The organism is Bradyrhizobium sp. IC4059 (genome assembly GCF_020193615.1).
In the GTDB taxonomy this organism is placed as follows: domain Bacteria; phylum Pseudomonadota; class Alphaproteobacteria; order Rhizobiales; family Xanthobacteraceae; genus Bradyrhizobium; species Bradyrhizobium yuanmingense.
In genome coordinates, this window is the sequence record NZ_JADYVH010000004.1 from 7,501 (window position 1) to 31,671 (window position 24,171).

Annotated in this window: 21 protein-coding genes (1 of these 21 only partly in view); 11 read left to right on the plus strand and 10 right to left on the minus strand. The window is 64.6% G+C overall.

Annotation, left to right across the window (positions count from 1 at the left end):
* The 5 genes from dctP to I6F12_RS13605 form a co-directional block, all read right to left on the minus strand.
* Positions 1-740: the 5' portion of a TRAP transporter substrate-binding protein DctP gene (gene dctP, locus I6F12_RS13585; protein ID WP_035996972.1), read on the minus strand. It extends 349 nt beyond the left edge of the window; only the first 740 of its 1,089 coding nucleotides appear in the window; the start codon lies at positions 738-740; the stop codon falls past the left edge of the window.
* A 180-nt stretch (positions 741-920) separates the two neighbouring features.
* Entirely contained in the window at positions 921-2,234 is a 1,314-nt protein-coding gene (locus I6F12_RS13590) for a Gfo/Idh/MocA family oxidoreductase (RefSeq protein ID WP_225111497.1), read from the minus strand.
* 153 nt (positions 2,235-2,387) lie between these two features.
* On the minus strand, positions 2,388-3,188 hold the full coding sequence (locus tag I6F12_RS13595) for a phytanoyl-CoA dioxygenase family protein (RefSeq protein ID WP_057028358.1): 801 nt from the start codon (positions 3,186-3,188) through the stop codon (positions 2,388-2,390).
* 162 nt (positions 3,189-3,350) lie between these two features.
* Positions 3,351-4,028, minus strand: a complete 678-nt coding sequence (locus I6F12_RS13600; RefSeq protein WP_225156585.1) for a GntR family transcriptional regulator — start codon at positions 4,026-4,028, stop codon at positions 3,351-3,353.
* A 140-nt stretch (positions 4,029-4,168) separates the two neighbouring features.
* Positions 4,169-5,068 (minus strand): sigma-70 family RNA polymerase sigma factor, encoded by a 900-nt coding sequence (locus I6F12_RS13605; protein ID WP_225156586.1) that lies wholly within the window; start codon positions 5,066-5,068, stop codon positions 4,169-4,171.
* 100 nt (positions 5,069-5,168) lie between these two features.
* Between I6F12_RS13605 and I6F12_RS13610 the strand changes: the two genes are divergently transcribed.
* Entirely contained in the window at positions 5,169-5,624 is a 456-nt protein-coding gene (locus tag I6F12_RS13610) for a carboxymuconolactone decarboxylase family protein (RefSeq protein ID WP_225156840.1), read from the plus strand.
* A gap of 1 nt (position 5,625) precedes the next feature.
* Here I6F12_RS13610 and I6F12_RS13615 read toward each other — a convergent pair whose 3' ends face one another.
* Both I6F12_RS13615 and I6F12_RS13620 read right to left on the minus strand, forming a co-directional pair.
* Positions 5,626-6,438, minus strand: a complete 813-nt coding sequence (locus I6F12_RS13615; RefSeq protein ID WP_225156587.1) for an alpha/beta hydrolase — start codon at positions 6,436-6,438, stop codon at positions 5,626-5,628.
* A 2-nt stretch (positions 6,439-6,440) separates the two neighbouring features.
* A complete protein-coding gene (locus tag I6F12_RS13620) occupies positions 6,441-7,259 on the minus strand; it encodes an alpha/beta hydrolase (protein ID WP_225156588.1) in 819 nt (272 codons plus the stop codon).
* A 134-nt stretch (positions 7,260-7,393) separates the two neighbouring features.
* On the opposite strand from I6F12_RS13620, the gene I6F12_RS13625 reads away from it, so the two are divergent.
* The gene (locus tag I6F12_RS13625) at positions 7,394-7,936 is read left to right on the plus strand and encodes a methylated-DNA--[protein]-cysteine S-methyltransferase (protein WP_225156590.1); all 543 of its coding nucleotides are present in this window, start codon (positions 7,394-7,396) and stop codon (positions 7,934-7,936) included.
* A gap of 109 nt (positions 7,937-8,045) precedes the next feature.
* Here I6F12_RS13625 and I6F12_RS13630 read toward each other — a convergent pair whose 3' ends face one another.
* Positions 8,046-9,590 carry an acyl-CoA synthetase gene (locus tag I6F12_RS13630; RefSeq protein WP_225156592.1) on the minus strand — a complete coding sequence of 515 codons (1,545 nt, stop codon included), beginning with the start codon at positions 9,588-9,590 and terminating at the stop codon, positions 8,046-8,048.
* A gap of 118 nt (positions 9,591-9,708) precedes the next feature.
* Positions 9,709-10,881: an acetyl-CoA C-acetyltransferase gene (locus tag I6F12_RS13635; RefSeq protein ID WP_225156594.1), complete on the minus strand. Its 1,173-nt coding sequence runs from the start codon at positions 10,879-10,881 to the stop codon at positions 9,709-9,711.
* 232 nt (positions 10,882-11,113) lie between these two features.
* On the opposite strand from I6F12_RS13635, the gene I6F12_RS13640 reads away from it, so the two are divergent.
* The 7 genes from I6F12_RS13640 (at position 11,114) to I6F12_RS13670 (ending at position 19,494) form a co-directional block, all read left to right on the plus strand.
* Positions 11,114-11,692: a TetR family transcriptional regulator gene (locus tag I6F12_RS13640; RefSeq protein WP_244608878.1), complete on the plus strand. Its 579-nt coding sequence runs from the start codon at positions 11,114-11,116 to the stop codon at positions 11,690-11,692.
* Between the two features lie 55 nt (positions 11,693-11,747).
* A complete protein-coding gene (locus I6F12_RS13645) occupies positions 11,748-12,506 on the plus strand; it encodes an SDR family NAD(P)-dependent oxidoreductase (RefSeq protein ID WP_024337318.1) in 759 nt (252 codons plus the stop codon).
* Positions 12,507-12,753: 247 nt separating this feature from the next.
* Positions 12,754-13,560, plus strand: a complete 807-nt coding sequence (locus I6F12_RS13650; protein ID WP_225156596.1) for an enoyl-CoA hydratase-related protein — start codon at positions 12,754-12,756, stop codon at positions 13,558-13,560.
* 43 nt (positions 13,561-13,603) lie between these two features.
* Positions 13,604-15,475, plus strand: coding sequence for an AMP-binding protein (locus I6F12_RS13655; RefSeq protein ID WP_225111508.1), 1,872 nt, complete (start codon positions 13,604-13,606; stop codon positions 15,473-15,475).
* A gap of 158 nt (positions 15,476-15,633) precedes the next feature.
* Positions 15,634-16,761 (plus strand): acyl-CoA dehydrogenase family protein, encoded by a 1,128-nt coding sequence (locus I6F12_RS13660; RefSeq protein ID WP_225156598.1) that lies wholly within the window; start codon positions 15,634-15,636, stop codon positions 16,759-16,761.
* 119 nt (positions 16,762-16,880) lie between these two features.
* Entirely contained in the window at positions 16,881-18,122 is a 1,242-nt protein-coding gene (locus I6F12_RS13665; protein WP_225156600.1) for an acyl-CoA dehydrogenase, read from the plus strand.
* 127 nt (positions 18,123-18,249) lie between these two features.
* Positions 18,250-19,494, plus strand: coding sequence for an acyl-CoA dehydrogenase (locus I6F12_RS13670; RefSeq protein ID WP_225137602.1), 1,245 nt, complete (start codon positions 18,250-18,252; stop codon positions 19,492-19,494).
* A gap of 69 nt (positions 19,495-19,563) precedes the next feature.
* On the opposite strand, the gene I6F12_RS13675 is transcribed toward I6F12_RS13670, so the two are convergent.
* Positions 19,564-21,159: an ABC transporter substrate-binding protein gene (locus tag I6F12_RS13675; RefSeq protein ID WP_225156602.1), complete on the minus strand. Its 1,596-nt coding sequence runs from the start codon at positions 21,157-21,159 to the stop codon at positions 19,564-19,566.
* A 199-nt stretch (positions 21,160-21,358) separates the two neighbouring features.
* On the opposite strand from I6F12_RS13675, the gene I6F12_RS13680 reads away from it, so the two are divergent.
* Both I6F12_RS13680 and I6F12_RS13685 read left to right on the plus strand, forming a co-directional pair.
* Positions 21,359-23,020: an ABC transporter substrate-binding protein gene (locus I6F12_RS13680; protein ID WP_225156604.1), complete on the plus strand. Its 1,662-nt coding sequence runs from the start codon at positions 21,359-21,361 to the stop codon at positions 23,018-23,020.
* A gap of 195 nt (positions 23,021-23,215) precedes the next feature.
* Positions 23,216-24,169 carry an ABC transporter permease gene (locus I6F12_RS13685; protein WP_057028344.1) on the plus strand — a complete coding sequence of 318 codons (954 nt, stop codon included), beginning with the start codon at positions 23,216-23,218 and terminating at the stop codon, positions 24,167-24,169.
* The last annotated feature ends 2 nt before the right edge of the window (positions 24,170-24,171 follow it).

The following is a 24,171-nucleotide window of genomic DNA, read 5'->3' on the forward strand; positions in this document are numbered from 1 at the left end:
ATGTTGTGGCCCTGGCCGGTGCCTTCCCACCAACCGGGATAGTAGTAGTACTTCGCCACCTTGACGAAGCCGAGCTTCTCGTCGTCATACGGACCGACCCACTCGGCAGCGTCGATCGTCCCTTTCTCCAGCGCGGGATAGATGTCGCCGGCCGCGATCTGTTGCGGCACGCCCCCGACCTTTGCGACAATGGTGCCGGCGAAGCCGCCAACCCGGAATTTCAGGCCCTTGAGATCATCGACGGTCTTGATCTCCTTGCGGAACCAGCCGCCCATCTGAGCCCCCGTCGAGCCGGTCGGCACGCCGATCGCGTTGTGCTCTTTCAAGAGATCATTGAGCATGTCCTGACCGCCGCCCCATATCAGCCAGGAAATGTGCTGACGCGTATTGAGGCCGAACGGCAGCGAGGTGCCGAAGGTGAATGCCGGATTCTTGCCCCAATAATAGTAGAGCGCGGTGTTGCCCATTTCGACGGTGCCGTTGGACACCGCATCGAGCACTTGCAGGCCCCCGACGATTTCGCCGGCCGCGAAGGGTTGGATCTGGAATCTGTTGTCGGTGATCTCCGCGACCCGCTTGCAGAAATACTCGCAGCCGCCGTAGAGCGTATCCAGTGATTTCGGCCAGCTCGCCGCCAGCCGCCATTTCACCTCGGGCATTGATTGTGCGACAGCCGGCGCTGCAATTGCGCTTGCGGCAAGGCCCAGTCCGCCTGCCTTCAGAAATTTACGACGTTCCATGCGTTTCCCTCCTGCGGTGTCGTGTCCTCGACGAGGGATCGCGGTCTTGACGCCGCTTCATCTTTCGCCGGTGGCCGACGTTTCTTGGTGTCCGAAATTCAATGTTCCCGGATCGCAGGCAGCATGACCAAAGGGGAACAGCAAATCAAGCTCGCTTTGGTTGTGCGCCTGCCAAGCCGATCAATGCTGCGGCGCGAACGCGGCTTCCATGGCCTTGCGCGCCTTCACCGTTTCGTTGCCCGGGTCGAATTCGACATCGCTCCAGCGTACCAACGTGCCATGGGCGACGTCGTGCTTAAGCTTGAGGCGATGTGCGAGCCCGATCGGCAGGGCCCCAGCCCTGAGGCTCGCGGCCGCCGGTATCAGCTTGCCCCATACCGTGTAGCCGCCTTCGCCGTCGAGCATCTCCCCGGCACGCAAGTTACGTTTGGCCACGGCGGCGACGTCGCCGCGAAAGCCGTAAGGCTGCCCGGTGGGCTCGCCCCGCAGCGCGGCCGACAGCACCGAGATGTTCAGCTCGAGCCCGATCAGATGGTAGGGCTTGTACATCGCGGCATAGCGTCCGCTCCCATCGGTCTTGAGGCCGTATTGCCTGAAGCAATCGGCGGCATAGTCGTTGGGCGCCTCCAGTACCACATAGACGCCCCAGCGCAGGTCGCGAAACACCGGCCGGCCGTCGCGCTCGAGCGAGGAGACGACTTCGACGACACCGGATCGCTCCAGCACACCGCCGCGCGAGCGCGGCCGCATGATGTGCGGCAGATCATCGACGCCGCACGGCGGAAACGCCAGGCCGTCCGCGGGCACGTCGAGGCCGCAGGCATTGGCGATCGCGGCCATCTCGATCGCCGATTTGGTGCCGTCGAGGAACGAGTTGAACATCTGCGGATTCATGCCGGCCGACTGCGCTTCGCCCGCGGTCAGGCCGTAATGCTGCCAGACACCGTCGGGCGTCACGTCGTGATAGGCCGGCAGGTACTTCGTGCCCTTGCCGGCGGCAATGACGTGAAATCCAGTGGCGCGGGCCCAATCGACCATCTCCGCCGTCAGCGCCGGCTGGTCGCCATAGGCGAGCGAATAGACCACGCCGGCTTTGCGCGCTTCGTCGGCGAGCAGCGGGCCCGCCAGCACGTCGGCTTCGACATTGACCATCACGATATGCTTGCCCGCTGCGATCGCGGCGCGCGCGTGGGCAATGCCGACGGCGGGATTGCCGGTCGCCTCTACCACCACGTCCATGGCGCCGCCGGCAATGGCGCGCGCGCCGTCATCGGTGAACACGGTCGCGGCGATGCGTTCGGCATCCCAGCCGACGGTCCGGCAGGCCTCGCGGGCCCGGTCGCGGTCGATGTCGACGATGATGGGCACCTCCAGCCCCGGCGTGTGCGGCACCTGTGCGAGGAACATCGAGCCGAACTTGCCGGCGCCGATCAGCGCGACACGGATGGGCTTGCCGGCGGATGCGCGGGCTTGCAGGAGGCGGAAGAGGTTCATGGGGGGTCCGAGATCGCTATGGCTGTCAGGTGCCACTGTCAAACTTCGTCATTCCGGGGCGCGCGAAGCGCGAGCCCGGAATCCATTTGTCCACAAGCACTGCGGCCCGATGGATTCCGGGCTCGACGCTCCGCGTCGCCCCGGAATGGCAGGTTACTCCGCCGCCTGCCGTGGTGCCCGCGCCAACCGCAGCAGCGCATCGTCGTCCACCGTCTTGATCGGCGTGAAATCGCGATGCGCGATGTAGTCCGGCCGGGTCGGTGTACGGATATGGTTCGAGACCGCATTCAGCGTCAGGTACACGATCTTGCGCGGATAGGGCGTGATGTTGCCGCTGGAGCCGTGCACGAGATTGCCGTGGAACATCAGCATGCCGCCGGGCTTGCCGGTGGGCGCGACGATGCCGCCCTGCTTGACGAGGCGCGTGACCGTATCCTCGTCCAGCGTCCATAGCGGATAAGAGGTGGTGGCGAGATCGTGCGAAGCCTCGAGATCGCCGGCGTTCTGGCTGCGCGGCACCAGCATCAGGGGGCCGTTGATCGGCATCACCTCGTCGAGGAAGATCGCGATGTTCATCGCCCGCGGCTCCGGCATGCCGTCATCGCGCTTCCAGGTGCCGTAATCCTGGTGCCATTGCCAGACGTCGCCGGTGAAGGCCGACTTGGCGTTGATCTTGAACTGGTGCATGTAGACGGGCTCGCCGAACAATTGCTCGACCGGCTCGATCATGCGCGGATGCGCGCCGAGGATCGCGAACGCCTCGTTGTAGAGATGCGCGGCAAAGGCCGTGCGCGGAGCGCCACTCTTCTCGCGCCAGACCTCGGGCCGGTTGGCGTCATAGATGGCGACCGCCTCGCGCGCGAGCAGGTCGACCTCCTCTGGGGCGAACAGCTCGGGCAGGAACAGCCAGCCCTCGCGGTGGAAGAACTCCAATTGCTCCTGAGACAGTTTCATGGGTCGTCCTCCTGTTTGCTTTGTTTTGTCATTCCGGGGCACGCGAAGCGTGAGCCCGGAATCCATTCCTCCGCAGTCTCTGCCGCCCGATGGATTCCGGGCTCGACGCTCCCGGGCCGCGCTTCGAGCGGTCCCGTCGCGTCGCCCCGGAATGACGGCGTGCTACGCCGCCGCCTCTTCCGTCGCCCGCAATCTCTCCTCGGTCATCCGTCCCGCCGTCTGCGCATGCGCGAGCGCGGCGCGTTCGGCCGCTTTCGCGTTGCCGCTGAAAATGTGCGCGGCAATATCGGCATGCTCCGCCCAGGCGCTGGCGCGATAATCGAGCTCGGAGAGCACCGTCGCCATCGAGCGACGCATGTGCGGCCATTGCGGCGCCATGGTCTCCTCGATCACGGGATTGCCGGCGAGCTGATAGATCGCGCGGTGAAAATCGACATCGAGGGTGATGAGCTCGCATAGCGTGGTGTCGCGGTCGCTGCGGCGCCCGGCGGCGAGCGCTGCCTCCAGTCGCGCGCGTCCCGCTGCGTCGCTGGCCGCGCGCTGAGCGGCCAGCCCGGCCGCCAGCGCATCGATGGCGCCGCGCACCTCGTAGAGCTGACGGATGCGCGCGGGATCGAGCTGTGTCACTTCAAAGCCGCGGCGGCCGCTCTCGGCGACCAGGCCCTGCCGATGCAACAGATGCAGCGCATGCGACACCGGCTGGCGCGACACGCCGAGCCGATCGGCGAGCTCGTTCTGCCGGATGCGCTGGCCGGGCCGAAGCGTGCGGTCGGAGATCGCCTCCAGGATCCGCGCATAGACCTGGTCGATCAAGTTCGGGAGCGGGTCGAGAGGGATCACGCCGGCAGCTCCAAGCCATCTCAGAATACGGAATTCCGTATTCGAACTTACGCTCGGCAAGGTGGAGCGTCAAGCCGTATCTCGGGCGATCCCAAGGGCTTCACGTCAGCCGGGTAAGCTGTTGAATTTCCTGAGTCCGTCTACTGTGCATGGGGTTGTTTTCGCGACAACGGGTCCGGATCTGACCCATCCAGCACCTCCACCTCCATCGTGGCGATGTCGTCCGCATCGGCCACCGCCTCGATCGCCCCGATCCGCTCGCCCGCGAACGTCACGCGCAGCGCGACCCGCAACTGTCCGCCGAGGATGACGGCAGCACCCATCTCGCCATCGACCAGCGCCGTGCGCGCCGTCCGGGCGCGGCCCTTGTAGAGCTGCGCGACAGCCTCGGCGCCGCGCACCTCCGCCAGCGAGCCGAGCCGCACCGCCGCCTGATCGGCGCGGAATACCACGTCGGGATCCAGCACCGCGAGTAGCCCTTCGAAATTGCCCTCGCGCGACGCTTTAAGAAATGCATTGACGATCCTTCGCTGCTGCGTCCGATCCGTCTCTGGCACCGGCGCGCCCTGCACGCGCCGCCGGGCGCGGCTCGCCAGCTGCCGCGAGGCATCGACCGAACGGCCGACGATCGGCGCGATCTCCTCGAACGGAACGGCGAACATGTCGTGCAGCACGAAGGCGAGCCGCTCCGCGGGCTGCAGCGTTTCCAGCACGACCAGCAGTGCCGCGCCGACGGAATCGGCCATCTCCGCCTCTCGCTCGCGGGTGTCGTCGACCGGCTCGGGTACGTGCGAACCCATCGGATCCTCGCGACGCGACTTCCGGGCGCGCAGCATGTCGAGGCAGATGCGCGCAACGACCGTGGTCAGCCAGCCGCGCAAATTCGCGATGTCGGACAGGTCGTAGCGGCTGACCCGCAGCCAAGCCTCCTGCACGGCATCGTCGACCTCGGCGCGCGAGCCCAGCATGCGGTAGGCGACCGCACGCAAATGATCCCTGCTCGCCTCGAACTGCTCGGTCAGAAAATTTTCTTCGGTCATCGGTCACATTCCCTCGTCGCGATCCGTCATGCCCATGACGAAGCCAATCCGGCCGATGTGACCGGAACCTTCTAAATTCGACAGATGGAGACGCAACATGATGCACGCCCGCATGAATCATCCCGTCATGGTCCTGCCGGAGGCCATGAAGGTCCTTCAGTCCCTCTGCAACCTGACAAAGCAGGGTCTGCCGGAAAGGCTCCTCGAACTGGTGCACCTGCGCGCCAGCCAGATCAATGGTTGCAGCGTGTGCGTCGATATGCACCCGAAGGTCGCCCGCAGACTGGGTGAGACCGACGAGCGCCTGTTCGCCGTATCCGCCTGGCGCGAGGCACCCTACTTCACCGACGCCGAGCGCGCCGCGCTGGCCCTGACCGAAGCCGTCACGCGCCTCGCCGATCGCGAGGATCCGGTGCCCGATGCGATCTGGAACGAAGCCGCCAAGCACTTCGACGAGCGCGAGCTCGCCACGCTGATCGTTGCGATCGCGACGATCAACGTCTGGAACCGCCTGAACGCGACGATCAAGATGCCGGTCGGCGTGTGGAAGGTGTGAGCTACTCCGTCAGGAATCTGCTCACCACCTCGCCGAACTCGAGCGGCGCCTGCTCGAACATCCAGTGGCCGGCGTTCGCGATCACTGCCGTCTCGGCGCCCGCGATGTGCGCGGCCAGCACGCGCCACATCACCGACAGGCTGCCGGTGGTGGCGCCGCCGCCGATCAGCAGCGTCGGCGTCCTGATCGCCTGCGCATCGCTGAGGGTGTAGGGCCGGCGCTGCTCGTTGATCTGGCCAAGGAAGGTGAGCGCGTTGTCGCGGAGTTGTTGCTTGGCCGCAGCCGGCACGCGCCGCCAGGAGCCGTCGCCCTCGATGCCTTCATAGAAATTCTGCAGCGCGCCCTCGAGGTCGCCGGCGTGGATCATCTCGACCGATCGCGCCGTGCGGGCCGCCAGCGGCGGATGCGCGGGCGTGCCTTCGGGCACAGGCAGAGATGCGTCGAGATCGCCGCCGGGCTCGGCCAGCACCAGCTTGTGCAACAGATCAGGCCGCGCCTGCGCCACGCGAAAGGCGATGTGTCCGCCGCGCGAATGGCCCATCAGGTCGACGGGGCCGGGCTTGACCTGCGCGATGAAGGCAATCGTGTCGGCGACATGCTGCGCCATCTTGTAGTCCTCGCCGACGGCGTCCCAATGCTCGGGAAAGAAGTGCCGCAGGCTGACCGCGATCACGCGATGGGATTTCGACAGCGGACCGAGCACCGAATACCAGGTGCGGAAATCACCGAGTGTGCCGTGCACACAGACCAGTGGCGGGCCCTCACCGACCTCGAGATAGGCCATGTCGTAACCATTGACGCGGAAGCTTTGCATGGTCAGCTCGCCAGAAAATCCAAAACCACTTCGGAGAATTTCTGCGGCGCCTGCTCGAACATCGGATGCGTCGCGTTCGGGATGATCGCCGTCTTGGAATAGGGCACATGCGCGGCCAGCGCATGCAGCACTTTCGGCAAGAGGCCCTTGGTCCGCGCGCCCAGGATGAACAGCGTCGGCATCTTGATCGCCTCCGCATCGGCCTTCGAGAACGGCGGGCGGCTGTCGCGGACCTGGCCCATCAGCGTAAAGGCATTGTCGCGCAGGTTCTGCTTCACCATCGCGGGCAATCGCGGCCAGGTGCCTGGGCCTTCCAGCGTGTCAACGAAGACGGCGAGCCCGCCGTCGACATCGCCGGCCGCGATCTTCTCGGCCGAGGCCGTGAAGCGCGCCAGCAGCGGCGAGGGGCCGCCGACGTAGTCCGGATCAAGGCTCGCATCGAGCTCGCCCCCGGGCTCGGCCAGGATCAGCCGGCGTAAGAGATCGGGCCGCTGCTGCGCCACGCGGAAGCAGATATGCCCGCCGCGGGAATGGCCCATCAAATCGACCGGTCCCACATCGAGCTTGTCGATGAAGGCGATGACGTCCTCGACATGCTGGGCGATCGAATAGGTGTCACCGACGCCGTCCCAGCGCTCCGGGAAGAAGTGCCGCAGGCTGACGGCGATCACCCGGTGCCGCTGCGTCAGCGGCCCCAGCACGCAGCCCCAGACGCGGAAGTCATTCAGCGATCCATGCACGCAGACCAGAGGCGGACGGCCCCTGTCTTCGCCCACATCGAGATAGGGCATGTCGTAACCGTTGACGTGGACACTCTGCATTTCCCTGACTCGCGAAGATTGGAAGTCCTGTGCAAGATTCCCGGAAACCGGGTGGATCGCAACTATTTCCAAGCCTAGATTTGCCGCGAGATGAAAGTGGGGCCTGCACGAGACGCGAGCCGGGAACCAAAGTCATGACCGACCAGCATTTTGCCCTGTTCGACACCCGCATCGGCCTCTGCGCCATTGCCTGGGGCCCGCGCGGCATCAACGGCACGCAATTGCCGATGGGCGGCGAACAGAAGATCCGCACCCGCATCACCCAGCGTCATCCCGAAGCGATCGAGGCCGAGCCGACTGCCGAGGTGCAACGGGCGGTCGACCGAATGACGAGACTGCTCGCCGGCGAGCGCGATGACCTGACCGATATCGCGCTCGATCTCGACGGCGTGCCCGAGTTCAACCGCGGCGTCTACGAGATCGCCCGCGCGATCCCGCCCGGGAAGACGATCACTTACGGCGACATCGCCAAGCAGCTCGGCAGCGTCCAGCTGTCGCGCGACGTCGGCCAGGCGCTCGGCCGCAACCCGTGCCCGATCGTGGTGCCTTGTCACCGCGTGCTCGCGGCCGGCAACAAGCCCGGCGGCTTCTCCGCGAACGGCGGCGTGGTGACGAAGCTGAAGATGCTCGAGATCGAGGGCGCGCTGGTGAACCACACCCCGAGCTTGTTTGATTGAGGCGTGAGATGTGTAGGGTGGGTTAGCCGAAGGCGTAACCCACCTCTTTTGTTTCCGGATCGAGACTGCGGTGGGTTACGCTTCGCTAACCCACCCTACCGATCCCGCCTCAAATCTTTGCCGCCGTCTTCGGCCAATATTTGTCGCGCAAATGCCGCTTCACCAGCTTGCCGGTCGGCGTGCGCGGCAGCTCGGCTTCGAAATCGACCGAGCGCGGGCACTTGATGGCGGAGAGGCGGCTCTTGCAATAGGCGACCAAATCGGCCTCCAGCGCCTTGCCGGCGCGGCTCATGTCGTGCGGCTGCACCACCGCCTTGACCTCTTCGCCCATCTCCTCGTTCGGCACGCCGAACACCGCGACGTCGGCGACCTCAGGGTGCGTGATCAGCACGTCCTCGGTCTCCTGCGGATAGATGTTCACGCCGCCGGAGATGATCATGTAGGACTTGCGGTCGGTGAGATAGAGGAAGCCGTCCTTGTCGAGATAGCCGACATCGCCGAGCGTCGACCATCCCTTGGCGTTGTAGGCCTTCTTCGTCTTCTCGGGGTCGTTGTGATAGGTGAACGCGGGCGCGTCGGCGAAATAGACCGTGCCGATCTCACCGACCGGCTGCTCCTCGTCGTTCTCGTCGAGAATCTTGATCTTGCCGACCACGGCGCGGCCGACGCTGCCGCGATGCTCCAGCCATTGCTGCGAGTTGCAGACGGTGACGCCATTGCCTTCAGACCCGGCGTAATACTCGATCAGGATCGGCCCCCACCATTCGATCATCTTGGCCTTGACGTCGATGGGGCAGGGCGCGGCGGCGTGGATCGCGCCCTTCAGGGTGGAGACGTCGTACCTCGTGCGCACCTCGTCCGGCAGCTTCAGCATGCGCACGAACATGGTCGGCACCAGCTGCGATTGCGTCACCTTGTACTTCTCGACCAGCTTCAGGAACTCTTCGGCATCGAAGTGCTCCATGATGATGGAGGTGCCGCCGAGCACGACTGCCATCATGTTGAAGCGCAAGGGTGCTGCGTGATAGAGCGGCGCCGGCGAGAGGTACGTGCTCTCCGCGTTCATGCCGCACATGTCGGCGCAGAGCACGCGCAGGAAGGCGTTCGGCACGTCGATCCTGTTGCCTTCGAAAGCCTTCTTGATTCCCTTCGGCCGACCGGTGGTGCCCGACGAATACAGCATGTCGTAGCCGGCGACCTCGTCGGCAATCGGCGTGGTCGGCTGCGCGGCGGCTTCCTTGTCGTAGGAGCGGAAGCCGGGCAGCGGCTCGTCCATCATGTAGAAGATCGGCTCGCCGGCCGTGCCCTTGATCAGGCCCTTGATCTGGTCGGCGCATTTCGGCGTCGTGATCACGACCTTGGCGCCGCAATCCTTGACGATGTAGTCGATCTCGTCCTGCTTCAGGTAGCGGCTGATGGCGGTGTAATAGAGCCCGCTGCGCTGCGCGGCCCAGCAGATCTCCATGAAGGCGAGGCGGTTCTCCATCAGCAGCGCGATATGGTCGCCGGCTTTGAGGCCAAGCGAGCGGAATAGATGCGCGCCCTGGTTCGAGAGCTCGTCGAGCTCGCGATAGGTGATCGCCTTGCCGGTCCCGGCCATCTGGTAGGCGATCTTGTCGGGCGTCGTCTTGGCGTGGATACAGGGGTGGGTCATGGCGTTTCCTCAAAACGTGAAATGGCGAGTAGCGAGTGGCGAATAGGGAAGAAGGGCAAACCGCTCTTCGCCTACTCACCATTCGCTACTCGCCACTCGCTACTCGCTTTTGTTTTTCTTACAGCCGCTCCACGATCGTCACGTTGGCCATGCCGCCGCCCTCGCACATGGTCTGCAGGCCGTAGCGCTTGCCACGCTGGTGCAGGGCGTGGACCAACGTCGTCATCAGCTTGGTGCCGGAGCCGCCGAGCGGATGGCCGAGCGCGATGGCGCCGCCGTTGACGTTGAGGCGCTCAGGATCGGCGCCGGTGGTCTTCAGCCAGGCGGTCGGCACCGAGGCAAAGGCCTCGTTGACTTCGAACAGGTCGATGTCGCCGATCTTCATGCCGGCCTTCTCCAGCGCGCGCTTGGTGGCGTGCAAGGGAGCATCGAGCATGATCACGGGATCGCCGCCGGTCATGGTCATGTGGTGGATGCGCGCCAGCGGCTTGACGCCGAGCTGCTTCAGGCCCTTTTCGTTCACGACCATCACGCCGGAGGCGCCGTCGCAGATCTGGCTGGCGCTCGCCGCGGAGAGCTTGCCGTTCTCGGCGATCAGCTTGACGCCCTTGATGCCGTCGAGCGTGACGTCGAAGCGGATGCCTTCGTCGATATGGTGGGTGTCCTTGCTGCCGTCGGCACGGGTGATCTCGAGCGGCACGATCTCCTTCTTGAAGTGGCCTGCTTGCGTCGCCGCGATCGCGCGCTGATGGCTGTCGTAGGAGTACTTATCGAGCTCCTCCTTGGAGAGGCCGTACTTCTCCGCCATCATCTCCGCGCCGGTGAACTGGCTGAACACGATGTTCGGATATTTCTTCTCGATGCCCGGGCTCTTGTAGTTGCCGAAGCCGTTCTTGGCCGGCAGCTGCGAGGACAGGCCCATCGGAACCCGCGTCATCGACTCCACGCCGGCCGCGATCACGACGTCCATCGCACCGGACATCACGGCCTGAGCGGCGAAGTGCAGTGCCTGCTGGGAGGAGCCGCACTGGCGGTCGATCGAGGTGCCCGGCACGCTTTCCGGCAGCTTCGAGGCCATGATCGCGTTGCGCGCGACATTGTTGGACTGCTCGCCGACCTGCATCACGCAGCCCATGATCACGTCCTCGACCAGGGCGGGGTCGACCTTGGTGCGGTCGACCAGCTCGTCCAGCACCTTCGCGGCGAGATCGGCCGGATGCCAGCCGGCGAGGCGGCCCCCCTTGCGCCCGCCCGCGGTGCGCGCAGCGGCGACGATGTAAGCCTCGGCCATGTCGGTCTCTCCCTGAATTCTTTATTGGGTGGGTTGTCGGGCGGATTTAAGGGTCGGACCATCGTTTAGTCAATCGATCAATTAACTCTTGTGATGAGGCGCTGCTTGCGCTTATCTGCGCCCCGCTTCCAGCGGCCAAACAGGGATCTCCGTGGCGACCAGCGTACCGAACAGGCTCCCCAGCGGGAAAAATTCCACGGCAGAGAAATTGCTGGTGGCCGCGAGCGAGCTGATGATCGAACGCTCCTCGATCGAGATCTCGCTGTCCGATATTGCGCAGAAGTCGGGCGCCAACGCGGCCCTGGTCAAATATCACTTCGGCAACAAGGACGGCCTGCTACTGGCGCTGCTGGCGCGGGATGCCGCGACCGAGATGACCAATCTCGAATATCTGCTGGCACAGCCGATCACGTCGACAGCGAAGCTGAAGCTGCACATCGCCGGCATCATCCGTGCCTATCACCGGTTCCCCTACATGAACCGGCTGATCCACTATCTCTTGCACGAAACCAGCGCGAGCTCTGCCGACGAAGTCTCGAAATTCTTCGTTGCCCCGCTGCTGGACTTCCACCGCCGCCTGCTGGCGGAAGGCGTCAGCCGCGGCGAATTCCGCCCGACTGATCCGGTACTGTTCTACACCAGCCTGATCGGTGCCTGCGATCACCTGTTCTTCGGCCGGCACGCGATGTCCCGCGCCACCGGCGTCGGCCCGGTCACTGACGATGTCTGCCGGCAATACATCAAGCACATGGAAACGCTGATCTGCGGCGGCATCCTCACGCAAGCCGGGGAAGCCGCTGCGGCCGGATAGTCCGGCCGACACGTGACAAGTCTAGAGAAGAAACGCTCAAGGAAAGGTACAAGCGATGCAATTAAAAGACGTAGCCGTTCTCATCACCGGCGGCGGCTCGGGCCTTGGTGCCGCGACCGCCCGCGCCATGGCGGCCAAGGGCGCCAAGATCGGCGTGATCGACCAGAGCAAGGAAAACGCCGAGAAGGTGGCCGCCGAAGTGAAGGGCGTCGCGCTGCACGCCGACGTCACCAGCGAAGAGCAGATCAAGGCCGCGATTGCGAAGGCGGAAGCCGCACACGGCGTCGCCCGCGTGCTGATGAACTGCGCCGGCATCGGCGGCTCGCAGCGCATCGTCGGCCGCGACGGCGTCTATCCGCTCGAAAAGTTCGCGCGCATCATCAACGTCAACCTGATCGGCACGTTCAACTGCCTGCGTCTGTTCGCCGAGCGTCTCGTCACCGCGGAGCCGATCGGCGAAGAGCGCGGCGTCATCATCAACACGGCCTCGGTTGCCGCCTACGAAGGCCAGATCGGCCAGATCGCTTATTCGGCCTCGAAGGGTGGCGTCGTCGGCCTGACGCTGCCGGCCGCGCGCGATCTCGCCAGCCAGAAGATCCGCGTCAACACCATTGCGCCCGGCCTGTTCTTCACGCCGCTGCTGATGGGCCTGAACGAAGAGGCCCGCAAGAGCCTGGGCGCCCAGGTGCCGCATCCCTCGCGTCTCGGCGATGCCAACGAATACGGCATGCTCGCGGTGCACATCGTCGAGAACCCGATGCTGAACGGCGAGACCATCCGCCTCGACGGTGCGATCCGCATGGCGCCGCGATAGGCGGTTCGTTCTTCCTTCTCCCCTTGTGGGAGAAGGTGGCATAGGCGGCCTTAGGCCGCCGTTCTTAAGAACGCCGAAGCGAAGCTTCGGCTACGGCGCCGGAATGAGGGGTTGTCTCCACAATCTCATTTGTGGAGGCAGACCCCTCACACAAGCGATTGTGCGGCTAGCGATTTACATGCCCTCTCCCGCAAGGGGAGAGGGCGCAGCAATCGGCGCCGCGACTCGCGGCAAGTGCGAGGCCCCCATGTCCCAACCGCTGCTGATCGAGCATGACGATGGCGTCGACCGGGTGACGCTCAATCGGCCCGAGCACCTCAACGCGCTCGATCCCGCGCTGATCGATGCGCTCAACGATTATTTCCAGGGCCTGCAACGCAATCGCGACACCCGCGTCGTCGTGCTCAAGGGCGCCGGCAAGAATTTCTGCGCCGGCCTCGATCTCAAAGCTGCGATGGCGCGCCGGGCCGGGCAGCAGGAGCCGCCGGGCATCACGGAGTCGCTGGATTCGCAGCGGCGCATCGCCGACATCGTGATGCTGATGCGGCGCTGTCCGCAGCCGATCCTGGCGCTGGTGCAGGGCGCGGCGGCCGGCGGCGGCTTTGCGCTGGCGCTGGCCTCCGACATCCGTGTCGCCACGAGATCGGCGCGGATGAATTGCGCTTTCATCAAGCTCGGGCTCGGCGGCTGCGACATCGGCACCAGCTATTTTCTGCCGCGCCTCGTCGGCGTCTCCGTCGCATCCGAGCTGATCCTCACCGGGCGCTTCATCGGAGCGGAGCGCGCGCTCGCGGTCGGCCTCGTCTCGGAGGTCGTGGACGAGGACAAGCTCGATGACGCGGCCGCGCCTTATATCGAGGCGATGATGACGGCCTCGCCCGTGGGCCTGCGGCTATCCAAGGAATGCCTCAACATGAGCGTCGATTCCGGCTCGCTGGAAGCTGTGATCGCGATGGAGGATCGCAACCAGGTCCTGTGCAGCCGCTCGGAAGAGTTTTCGGAAGGCATCAGGGCCTTCCTTGAGAAGCGAAAGCCTGTCTATATCAGGCGCTGAACGATGAAGATCCGCAAAGGACAGTAATTCCGGGAGACGCAAAATGAGTGGAAGCGCGGCGGCAGTGATGACGAAGCCCGCCTTTCGCAAGGTCCAGTGGCTCGCGCGCGACATCGACGTCGAGCGTCGCGGCGACGGCACGGTGGTGCTGAAGTCGCGCATTCCGCTGCAGCCTTATGAGAAGCACATCCCGGCGTCGCTGGCGAAATGGGCGAAGGAAGCGCCCGAACGCATCTGGCTGGCACAGCGCGGCGGTCCGAACCGCGAATGGCGCAAGGTGTCCTATGGCGAAGCCAAGCGCATCGTGGACGCGCTGACGCAAGGCCTGCTCAATCTCGAGCTCAAGGGCCGGCCCGTCACGATCCTCTCCGGCAATTCGATCGAGCATGCGCTGATGACGCAGGCCGCGATGCAGGCGCGCGTTCCGGCAGCGCCGGTATCGCCGGCCTACTCGTTGATGAGCCACGATCACGTCAAGCTCAAGTACCTGTTCGACCTGATCAAGCCGGCCGTACTGATGGTGCAGGACGGACCGATCTTCGAGAAGGCGCTGAAGGCGCTCGACCTCAGCGGCGTCACCGTGGTTCACGTCGCGCGGCCCTGCGAGGGCATCAAGAGCGTCAGCTTTGCCGAGCTCGCAGCAACGCCTGTCACGGCCGATGTCGAGGCCTCGATCGCGAAGATCACGCCGCAGACCATCGGCAAGCTGCTGTTCACATCAGGCTCGACCGGCATGCCCAAAGCCGTCATCAACACGCAGGAGATGATGTGCGCCAATGCAGCGATGATGATGCAAGTGCGGCCGCGCGATCCGAACGGACCGATCTCGACCATGCTGGACTGGATGCCCTGGAACCACACCATGGGCGGCAATGCCGCGTTCCACCCGATCCTGGTCGACGGCGGCACGCTCTATATCGACGACGGCCGCCCGATGCCCGGGCAGTTCGAGGAGACGCTGCGCAATCTGCGCGAGATCTCGCCGACCTATTATGCCAACGTGCCGGCCGGCTATGCCGCGCTCGCAGCCGCCATGGAGAAGGACGACGCGCTCTGCCGTTCCTTCTTCAAGAATCTCTCGATCATGGCCTATGGCGGCGCGCGTCTGCCTGACGATCTCTACGAGCGCATGCAAGCGCTGGCGGTAAAGACCACCGGCGAGCGCATCGTGTTCTACACCGGCTGGGGCTCCACCGAGACCGCGCCGACCTCGACCGGCACCTATTGGGACACCGAGCGCGTCGGCCTGATCGGCCTGCCGTTCCCCGGCGTCGAGTTGAAGATGGTGCCGTGCGGCTCGAAATACGAATTGCGCCTGCGCGGCGTCAACGTCACGCCCGGCTATTTCGGCCAGCCGGAGCTGACGAAGAAGATGTTCGACGAGGAAGGATTCTACTGCATCGGCGATGCCGGCATCTTCGTCGACGATGCCGATCCGGTGCAAGGCATCATCTTTGCCGGCCGCGTGGTCGAAGACTTCAAGCTCACCACGGGCACATTCGTACATGTCGGCTCGCTGCGGACCGATGCGATCGCGGCCGCAACGCCAGTCGTGCACGACGCGCTGGTCGCGGGGCAGGACCGTCCCTTCATCGGCCTCTTGGCCTGGCCGAACCTGCACGCCTGCCGCCAGCTGGTCGGCAATCCCGATCTCAGCTTTGCCGATGCGGTGAAGCATCCTGAGGTGATCGCTTGCTTCAGGCGCGGCCTGGAAGCCCACAACCGTGAATGCGAAGGGGCCAGCAGCCGTATCATCGCGCGCGCGATGCTGATGGTCGAGCCGCCTTCGATCGACGGCAACGAGCTCACCGACAAGGGCTACATCAACCAGCGCGCCGGCCTGGAACGCCGCGCCGCGCTGGTGGAGCGGCTCTATGCGGACAAGCCGGATGAAGATGTGATCGTGCTGAAATGAAGACGACACTCGCTCCAATCGTCATTCCGGGGCGCGCGCAGCGCGAGCCCGGAATCCATCGGGCCGCATATGCGTGGCGAAATGGGTTCCGGGTTCGCCGCTGCGCGGCGCCCCGGAATGACGGCAATAAATGACAACGAATAAGAGGTAAGCCCGCCATGAACTTCGACTTCTCCGACGACCAGAAGCAGCTCCGTGATCAGGCGCGCAAGTTCCTCACCGAGAAATGCTCGCCCAAGGCCGTGCGCGTCGTGCTCGACGGCAAGGCGCCTTACGACAAGGAGCTGTGGAAAGGCCTCGCCGAGATGGGCTTCCTCGGCGTCGCCATTCCGGAGGAGTTCGGCGGCGCCGGCGCCGGTCATCTCGAGCTGTGCGTGATCGCGGAAGAAATGGGCCGGGCCAACGCGCCGGTGCCGTTTTCCTCGACCGTGTACCTCGCCGCCGAAGCGCTGCTGATCGCCGGCAGTGACGCGCAGAAGAAGAAATGGCTGCCGGCGATTGCTTCCGGCGAGGCCATTGGCACGCTGGCGCTGTTCGAGGGCAAGGGCAACCCGTCGCCGAAGAACGTCAAGCTGACGGCTGCGAATGGGGTGCTCAACGGCGTCAAGAAGCCGGTCGCCGATGGTGGCATCGCCGACTTCGCGGTGGTCGCCGCGCGCACGGGATCGAGCGGGCGCGACAACGACATTTCGCTGTTCCTGGTCGATCTCAAAGCCGGCGGCGTCGATGTGAAGAGCCTCACCAATCTCGATCCGACCCGCGGACAGGCCGAGATCACCTTCAAGGACGCCAAAGCCGAGCCGCTGGGAGCTGCGGGCGACGGCTGGAGCATCCTCACCCAGGTGCTCGACCGCGCCGCGGTGCTGTGCGCGTTCGAGCAGGTCGGCGGCGCCGACCGAGCGCTGGAGATGGGCCGCGACTACGCGCTCGACCGCATCGCTTTCGGCCGCCAGATCGGCTCGTTCCAGGCGGTCAAGCATATGCTTGCCGACATGTACGTCTCGGCGACGCTGGCGCGATCCAACAGCTATTACGGCGCCTGGGCGCTCTCGACCAATGCGGCCGAACTGCCGGAAGCCGCCGCCGCCGCGCGCATCAGCGCGACGCAGGCGTTCCAGCACTGCGCCAAGAACAACATCCAGGTCCACGGCGGCATGGGATTCACCTGGGAGTTCGACTGCCACATGTACTATCGCCGCGCCAATGCGATGGCGCTCGGGCTCGGCAGCTTGTCTTATTGGGAAGACCAACTGATCGACCGGATGCGGAAGAAGAACGCAGCGTAACGACAGGTGCGTAGGGTGGGTTAGCCGAAGGCGTAACCCACCATCGACCGGCAGTGCTCGACAGAATTGGTGGACTACGCCTCCGGCTAATCCACCCTACGGACAAACAGAGAAGCAAGATGAACTTCGACGACACCCCGCAGGAAGCCGAATTCCGCGCCACCGCCCGCGCCTGGATCAACGCCAACGCACCCAAGCAATACGAGGAGGAGCTGCGCAAATCCTCGCTCGGCCGCACCGTGCTCAAGAACGCTGACATTCTCGAAGTGGCAAAAGCCTGGCAGAAGAGAAAGGCCGACGCCGGCTGGGCCTGCCTGCACTGGCCGAAGGAATATGGCGGGCGTGGCGCCTCGCCGATCGAGCGCGTGATCTGGCAGCAGGAGGAGGGGCCGTTCGGCCAGCTGTCCCGCATGTTCATCATCGGTCACGGCATGTGCGGGCCGACCATGATGGCGTTCGCGCGCGAGGAGCATAAGCGCACCTATCTGCCGCCGCTCGCCTCCGGCGAGAAGGTCTGGTGCCAGCTGTTCTCCGAGCCCGCCGGCGGCTCGGACGTCGCGGGCCTGCGCACGCGCGCCGAGAAGGACGGCGACGACTGGATCATCAACGGCCAGAAGATCTGGACCTCGGGTGCACATTATTCAGACTACGGCATCCTGCTCACGCGCACTGATCCGACCGTGCCCAAGCACAAGGGCCTCACCATGTTCTTCCTGGACATGAGGAGCCCCGGCGTCGAGGTGCGGCCGATCAAGCAGGCGAGCGGTGCCTCGGATTTCAACGAGGTCTATTTCACCAATGTCCGCATCCCCGACCATCAGCGCCTCGGCGAGGTCGGTGACGGCTGGAACGTCTCGCTGACCACGCTGATGAACGAGCGCAGTGCGATCGGCGCGGCCGTATCGACCGGTTTCCCCGAATTGTTCGAGTACTGCTCCAGCTTGATGCTCGACGACGGGCCGGCGATCGAGGATCGCGCGGTGCGATCCAAGCTGGCGAACTGGGCGGTGAAGGCAAGCGGACTGAAATACACCAGCATGCGCGCGATCTCGGCGCTGTCGAGGGGCGAACGCCCGGGACCGGAGAACTCCATCGGCAAGCTGGTGGCCGGCTCCATGATCCAGGACGTTGCGACCTACGCACTGGATCTGCAGGGCGCGTCCGGAATCGTCAGCGGCGAGGATGGCGAGCTGGCCGGCCGTTTCCAGGCCATGCTGCTGCGTGCGCCGGGTACACGCGTCGAGGGCGGCACCGACGAGATCATGCGCAACATCATCGCCGAACGGGTGCTGGGCCTGCCCGGCGACATCCGCGTCGACAAGGACGTGCCGTTCAACAAGATCCCGACGAAGGGAAGATGACTCCGAATTCGTAGGGTGGGTTAGCGAAGCGTAACCCACCACGTTCGCAACGATACTCGACAGAAGTGGTGGGTTACGCCTTCGGCTAACCCACCCTACGCACCGCGCAAGGATTGAGAGGTCCGCCATGAATTTCGACGACACCCCGCAGGAAGCCGCATTCCGCGAGACCGCGCGCAAATGGATCGAGGCCAATGCGCCGAAGGAATTGCAGGCCGAGCTGTCGAAGTCCTCGCTCGGCCGCATCCGCCTTGCCAATCGCGACATCGTCGATGTCGGCAAGGCCTGGCAGAAGAAGAAGTTCGAGGGCAATTGGGCCTGCCTGCACTGGCCGAAGGAGTATGGCGGCCGCGGCGCGACGCCGATCGAGAAGGTGATCTGGCAGCAGGAGGAGGGCGTCTACGGCAAGCTGACGCAGCCGTTCCAGATCGGCGAGGGCATGTGCGGCCCGACCGTGATGGCGTTCGGCAGCGAGGAGGCCAAGCGCCGTTACTTGCCGAAGCTCGCATCGGGCGAGGAGATCTGGTGCCAGCTGTTCTCCGAGCCGTCTGCCGGCTCCGATGTCGCGGGTCTGCGCACCCGTGCCGAGAAGAAAGGCGATAATTGGGTCGTCAACGGCCAGAAGATCTGGACCTCGGGCGCGCATTATTCCGACTATGGTCTTTTGATCGCGCGCACCGATCCGAACGTGCCCAAGCACAAGGGCCTCACCATGTTCTTCCTGGACATGAAGAGCCCGGGCGTCGAGGTGCGGCCGATCAAGCAGGCCAACGGCATGCAGGAGTTCAACGAGGTCTATTTCACCGATGTCGTGATTCCCGACAGCCAGCGGCTGGGCGCCGTCGGCGACGGCTGGAACGTCTCGCTGACCACGCTGATGAACGAGCGCATGTCGATCGGTGCGCGGCTCGCGACCGGCGTGCCCGAGATGTTCGAGCTCTGCTCGAACCTGATGCTGGAGGATGGCCTCGCCATCGACGATCCCGCCGTACGCTCGAAGCTCGCGAGCTGGGCGGCCAAGTCGAACGGACTGAAATACACCAGCTACCGCACCATCTCGGCGCTATCGAAAGGCGAGCGACCGGGCCCGGAGAATTCGATCGGCAAGCTGGTCTCGGGCATGATGCTGCAGGACATCGCGACTTACGCCATGGACCTGCAGGGCGCGGCCGGTGTTCTCACCGGCAATGACGAGGAAACGGCCCAGGGCCAATTCCAGCAGATGCTGCTGTCCTCGCCCTCGATGCGCATCGCCGGCGGCACCGATGAGATCCTGCGCAACATCATCGCCGAGCGCGTGCTCGGCCTGCCGGGCGACATCCGCGTCGACAAGGACGTGCCGTACAACAAGATTCCGACCAAGGGGCGGTGATCGCGCGCGCTGAGCATGCACCAAGGGTGGGCAAAGGCGCAAAGCGCCGTGCCCACCCTTGCGTGTTGCTCACTCCACCCCGATCGTCGTCAGGTCCTGGAACCAGTGCTGCGCCTGCACGAACTGCTTGATCTTCGGTGACAGCGCGTGCGGATTGGTATCGTGGACGACCCACACCAGCGTGGCATCGTCAACGATCAGCGCGTGCGCCTGCGCCAGCAATTGGTCCTGCTTGGTGCTGTCGAACGTCTGCTTGGCCTCGTCGATCAGCGCGTCGACCTTGGGGTTCTTGTAGCCGCCCCAATTGACGCCAACCGGCGCGATCTGGCCCGAATGGAAAAAGCGGACGATGGCGTAGAGCGGATCCGAGGTGACATAGGCGATGTTGTTGGAGGTGATGCCGGCGTTCATCTCGTCGGCGGCGCCCTTGCGCCAATGCGTATAGAGCGTCTCCAGCTCGACCACCTTGAAGTCGATCTCGATGCCGATCTCCTTGAAGCTCTGCTGCAGGAATTCGTTCATCGGCAGCGACAGCATCTGGCCGGTGCCGCCTTGCGCGATGATGAAGGTGGTCTTCAGAGGCTTTGCTTTCGAATAGCCCGCTTCCTCCACCAGCTTCTTGGCGGCGGCGAGATCATATTTCAGCTCGAAGCTGGGCTTGCCGAACCACGGGCTCGACGGGTCGACCTGGCCCTTGGCAGGCTTGGCGAGGCCGTTCATCAGGCCGACGACTTCGTCGCGGTTGATCGCAAGGTTCAGCGCCTTGCGCAGGCGGATGTCGGTCCAGGGCGAGCCCGGCAGCACGCTGAGGTGATAATTCCAGACATGCGGCGTGACGTTGTCGACCAGCTTCATGCCGGCCGCCTTCAGCTGCGGCACGGCATCCGGCGCCGGCGTCTCGATCAGGTCGACCTGGCCGGCGAGCAGCGCATTGGTGCGCGTCAGCGCTTCCGGCATCGGCACCAGCACGATCTTGTCGGCCTTGGGAATGCGCTTCTTGTTCCAGTAGTCCGGATTTTTGCTGAGCTCGGCGAGCTCGCGCGGCACCAGCTTCGTCAGCTTGAACGGGCCGGTTCCGGAGGGCTGGCTGGCGAACCTGTCCCAATCCTTCCCGAGCTTTTCATATTGCGCCGGGCTCGAGACCAGGAACCACAGCATCTGATAGGGGAAGAAGGAATCCACCGTCTTGGTGGTGATCTCCACCGTGAAGTCGTCGATCTTGGCGTAGCTGGCAACGGAGGGGAGGCGGGTCTTCACCTGCGCGCTCTGCCGCTTGTCGAATTGCGGCGCCTTGTCGTTGAGCACCTTGTCGAGATTCCAGATTACCGCATCGGCGTTGAAATCGCTGCCGTCGTGAAACTTCACGCCCTTGCGCAGGGTGAAGCGCCACTTCGTCTTGTCGGCGTCGTCCACCTTCCATTCGGTGGCGAGGCCCGGCACCAGCTTGCCGGGGCGGTCGGCGACATCCATCTCCCAGGCCACCAGCGGATCGTAGATCGTGTAGGCCGTGAACTGATAGGCGCCGGCGCCACGATCGGGCTGTCCAGTGGTGAGTGGAATATCCGCCATCGAGATGCCGTAACGCACCACCGTTTCGGCGTGCGCCGTGATTGCAGACACCGCCAGTGCAAGCACGGCGAGACAGGTCGATAGACGAATACGCATGGCCCAAAGCTCCGGGGGGGATCTGGAACCAAACCTGCAATCTTGATGCCAGAATAGGCAGCGCGCCGATTTCGCCCGTGCGTCATCACAAGGACTTGTCGTCGCAGGGGCAATTCGCAGAAAAAGTTTTCCCTTGGCATAGCCATTGCATACGATTGCATCAAAATTAATCATCGGAAGCCGGAAAGGGACTGAGGCGATGTTTATCAAGAACAACAACACACGGGCGGCGCTGATCGCGCTGGTGGCGCTTGGCAGCGCAGCTGCATGGCCGCGGGTGGCGGCTGCCGAAACTGTGCTGCGCATCGGCATGACTGCTGCCGATATTCCGCGCACGCTCGGCCAGCCCGATCAAGGTTTCGAGGGCAACCGCTTCACCGGCCTCACCATGTACGATGCGCTGACCAGCTGGGACCTGTCCTCTGCCGACAAGGCGAGCGTGGTGATCCCCGGCCTTGCCACCGAATGGAAGGTCGACGATGCCGACAAGACCAAATGGGTCTTCAAGCTGCGCCCAGGCGTCACCTTCCATGACGGCTCGCCGTTCAATGCCGATGCGGTGGTGTGGAATGTCGAGAAGGTGCTGAAGCAGGATGCGCCGCAGTTCGACGCCAGCCAGGTCGGCGTCACGGCCTCGCGCATGCCGACGCTGGCCTCCGCGAAGAAGATCGACGACATGACCGTCGAACTCACCACCAAGGAGCCCGACAGCTTCCTGCCGATCAACCTCACCAATCTGTTCATGGCAAGCCCTGCGAAGTGGCAGTCCTTCTACGACAAGGCCGAAGGCGCCGACGCCAAGGCGAAGTCGCAGGCCGCATGGACCGCCTTCGCCAGGAGCGCCTCGGGCACCGGCCCGTGGAAGATGGCGAGCTTTACGCCGCGCGAGCGGCTCGAGCTGGTCAAGAACCCGGACTATTGGAACAAGGCGCGCGTGCCCAAGGTTGACAAGATGGTGCTGCTGCCGATGCCGGAAGCCAACGCGCGCACCGCGGCACTGCTGTCCGGCCAGGTCGATTGGGTCGAGGCGCCGGCACCGGACGCGCTGCCCGAACTCAAGCAGCGCGGCTTCAAGCTCTACTCCAACGAGCAGCCGCACGTCTGGCCGTGGCAGTTCTCGCGCGTCGAGGGCTCGCCCTGGAACGACATCCGAGTGCGCAAGGCCGCGAACCTCTGCGTCGACCGCGAAGGCCTCAGGGACGGTCTGCTCGCGGGGCTGATGGTGCCGGCGTCCGGCACCTTCGAGCCCGGCCATCCCTGGCGCGGCAATCCCACCTTCCAGATCAAGTACGACAAGGCGGCTGCGCAAAAGTTGATGCAGGAGGCCGGCTACGGTCCCAACAAGAAACTGACCGTGAAGACGCAGACGTCCGCGTCCGGCTCGGGCCAGATGCAGCCCTTGCCGATGAACGAGTATCTCCAGCAGGCGCTGGCCGAATGCTATTTCGACGTCCAGCTCGACGTCATCGAATGGAATACGCTGTTCACCAACTGGCGCCGCGGCGCCAAGGATCCCAGCGCCAACGGCTCGCACGCGACCAACGTCACCTACGCGGCGATGGACCCGTTCTTCGCGCTGGTGCGCTTCCTGCAGTCGGGCATGGCGCCGCCGGTCTCGAACAATTGGGGCTTCATCAACAACCCCAAATTCGACGAGCTGGTGAAGAAGGCGCGCCAGACCTTCGATCCCGCCGCGCGCGACGCCGCACTCGCCGAATTGCACGCAGCCTCCGTCGACGACGCCGCCTTCCTCTACGTCGCCCACGACGTCGGCCCGCGCGCCATGAGCCCGAAGGTGACAGGCGTCGTGCAACCGAAGAGCTGGTTCATCGACTTCTCGCCGGTGTCGATCGCGCAGTAATTCGCGCCACACGCACAGTGCACCCTCTCCCCTTGCGGGAGAGGGTGGCTTCGCGGATAGCGAAGCCGGGTGAGGGGTCTCTCTCCGCGAGTGATCCTTCCTCCATTTGATAATGCTGTAACCGCGGACCGAACCCCTCATCCGGCGCTTGCGCGCCACCTTCTCCCGCAAGGGGAGAAGGAAGAAAGAAGACCAGTGCTCGCCTATACCGCCAGACGCATTGTCTACGTCGTCCCGATCGTCATCAGCGTGGCGCTGGTGTGCTTCCTGCTCGTGCACATCACGCCGGGCGATCCGCTGGTCGCCGTGCTGCCGGCCGATGCGTCGCAGGAGCTCGCCGCGCAGCTGCGCGCCGCCTATGGCTTCGACCGGCCGCTGCCGGTGCAGTTCGGCCTGTGGCTGCTGCGTGCCCTTCATGGCGATCTCGGCAATTCCATCGCGACGGGGCGTCCGGTGCTGGCCGAGGTCATGCGCGCGGTCGGCAACACCGTCACGCTCGCGATTGCCGCCGCCATCATCGGCTTCACCATGGGCGTCCTGCTTGGCCTGATCGCCGGCTATTTCCGCGAGACCTGGATCGACAAGGTCGCGACCTCCTTTGCCATCGCCGGCGTCTCGGTGCCGCATTACTGGCTCGGCATGCTGCTCGTCATCATTTTCTCGGTCCAGCTGAACTGGCTGCCGGCGGTCGGCGCCGGCCCCAGCGGCTCCAACTCCTGGGCCTGGGATTGGGCGCACCTCAAATATCTCGTGCTGCCCGCGATCACGACGTCGGTGATCCCGATGGGCATCGTCACCCGCACGGTCCGCGCGCTCACTGGCGACATTCTCTCGCAGGACTTCGTCGAGGCTTTGCGTGCAAAGGGCCTGCGCGAAACCGGCGTGTTCCGCCACGTCATCAAGAATGCCGCGCCCACCGCGCTCGCGGTGATGGGGCTTCAGCTCGGCTACATGCTCGGCGGCTCGATCCTCATCGAGACGGTGTTCTCCTGGCCGGGCTCGGGCTTCCTGCTCAACTCCGCGATCTTCCAGCGCGACCTGCCGCTGCTGCAGGGCACGATCCTGATCCTGGCGCTGTTCTTCGTCTTCCTCAATCTCCTGGTCGACATCGCCCAAGCCGCGATCGACCCGCGCATCAAGCGGGGCTAGCC

What these genes read in the sequence shown, in the direction of transcription:
- I6F12_RS13590 (WP_225111497.1), bottom strand. Translation starts at nt 2,234, where the DNA reads ATGAACCTCTTCCGCCTCCTGCAAGCCCGCGCATCCGCCGGCAAGCCC.
- I6F12_RS13595 (WP_057028358.1), bottom strand. Translation starts at nt 3,188, where the DNA reads ATGAAACTGTCTCAGGAGCAATTGGAGTTCTTCCACCGCGAGGGCTGG.
- I6F12_RS13605 (WP_225156586.1), bottom strand. Translation starts at nt 5,068, where the DNA reads ATGACCGAAGAAAATTTTCTGACCGAGCAGTTCGAGGCGAGCAGGGAT.
- I6F12_RS13610 (WP_225156840.1), top strand. Translation starts at nt 5,169, where the DNA reads ATGCACGCCCGCATGAATCATCCCGTCATGGTCCTGCCGGAGGCCATG.
- I6F12_RS13615 (WP_225156587.1), bottom strand. Translation starts at nt 6,438, where the DNA reads ATGCAAAGCTTCCGCGTCAATGGTTACGACATGGCCTATCTCGAGGTC.
- I6F12_RS13620 (WP_225156588.1), bottom strand. Translation starts at nt 7,259, where the DNA reads ATGCAGAGTGTCCACGTCAACGGTTACGACATGCCCTATCTCGATGTG.
- I6F12_RS13625 (WP_225156590.1), top strand. Translation starts at nt 7,394, where the DNA reads ATGACCGACCAGCATTTTGCCCTGTTCGACACCCGCATCGGCCTCTGC.
- I6F12_RS13630 (WP_225156592.1), bottom strand. Translation starts at nt 9,590, where the DNA reads ATGACCCACCCCTGTATCCACGCCAAGACGACGCCCGACAAGATCGCC.
- I6F12_RS13635 (WP_225156594.1), bottom strand. Translation starts at nt 10,881, where the DNA reads ATGGCCGAGGCTTACATCGTCGCCGCTGCGCGCACCGCGGGCGGGCGC.
- I6F12_RS13640 (WP_244608878.1), top strand. Translation starts at nt 11,114, where the DNA reads ATGATCGAACGCTCCTCGATCGAGATCTCGCTGTCCGATATTGCGCAG.
- I6F12_RS13645 (WP_024337318.1), top strand. Translation starts at nt 11,748, where the DNA reads ATGCAATTAAAAGACGTAGCCGTTCTCATCACCGGCGGCGGCTCGGGC.
- I6F12_RS13650 (WP_225156596.1), top strand. Translation starts at nt 12,754, where the DNA reads ATGTCCCAACCGCTGCTGATCGAGCATGACGATGGCGTCGACCGGGTG.
- I6F12_RS13655 (WP_225111508.1), top strand. Translation starts at nt 13,604, where the DNA reads ATGAGTGGAAGCGCGGCGGCAGTGATGACGAAGCCCGCCTTTCGCAAG.
- I6F12_RS13660 (WP_225156598.1), top strand. Translation starts at nt 15,634, where the DNA reads ATGAACTTCGACTTCTCCGACGACCAGAAGCAGCTCCGTGATCAGGCG.
- I6F12_RS13665 (WP_225156600.1), top strand. Translation starts at nt 16,881, where the DNA reads ATGAACTTCGACGACACCCCGCAGGAAGCCGAATTCCGCGCCACCGCC.
- I6F12_RS13670 (WP_225137602.1), top strand. Translation starts at nt 18,250, where the DNA reads ATGAATTTCGACGACACCCCGCAGGAAGCCGCATTCCGCGAGACCGCG.
- I6F12_RS13675 (WP_225156602.1), bottom strand. Translation starts at nt 21,159, where the DNA reads ATGCGTATTCGTCTATCGACCTGTCTCGCCGTGCTTGCACTGGCGGTG.
- I6F12_RS13680 (WP_225156604.1), top strand. Translation starts at nt 21,359, where the DNA reads ATGTTTATCAAGAACAACAACACACGGGCGGCGCTGATCGCGCTGGTG.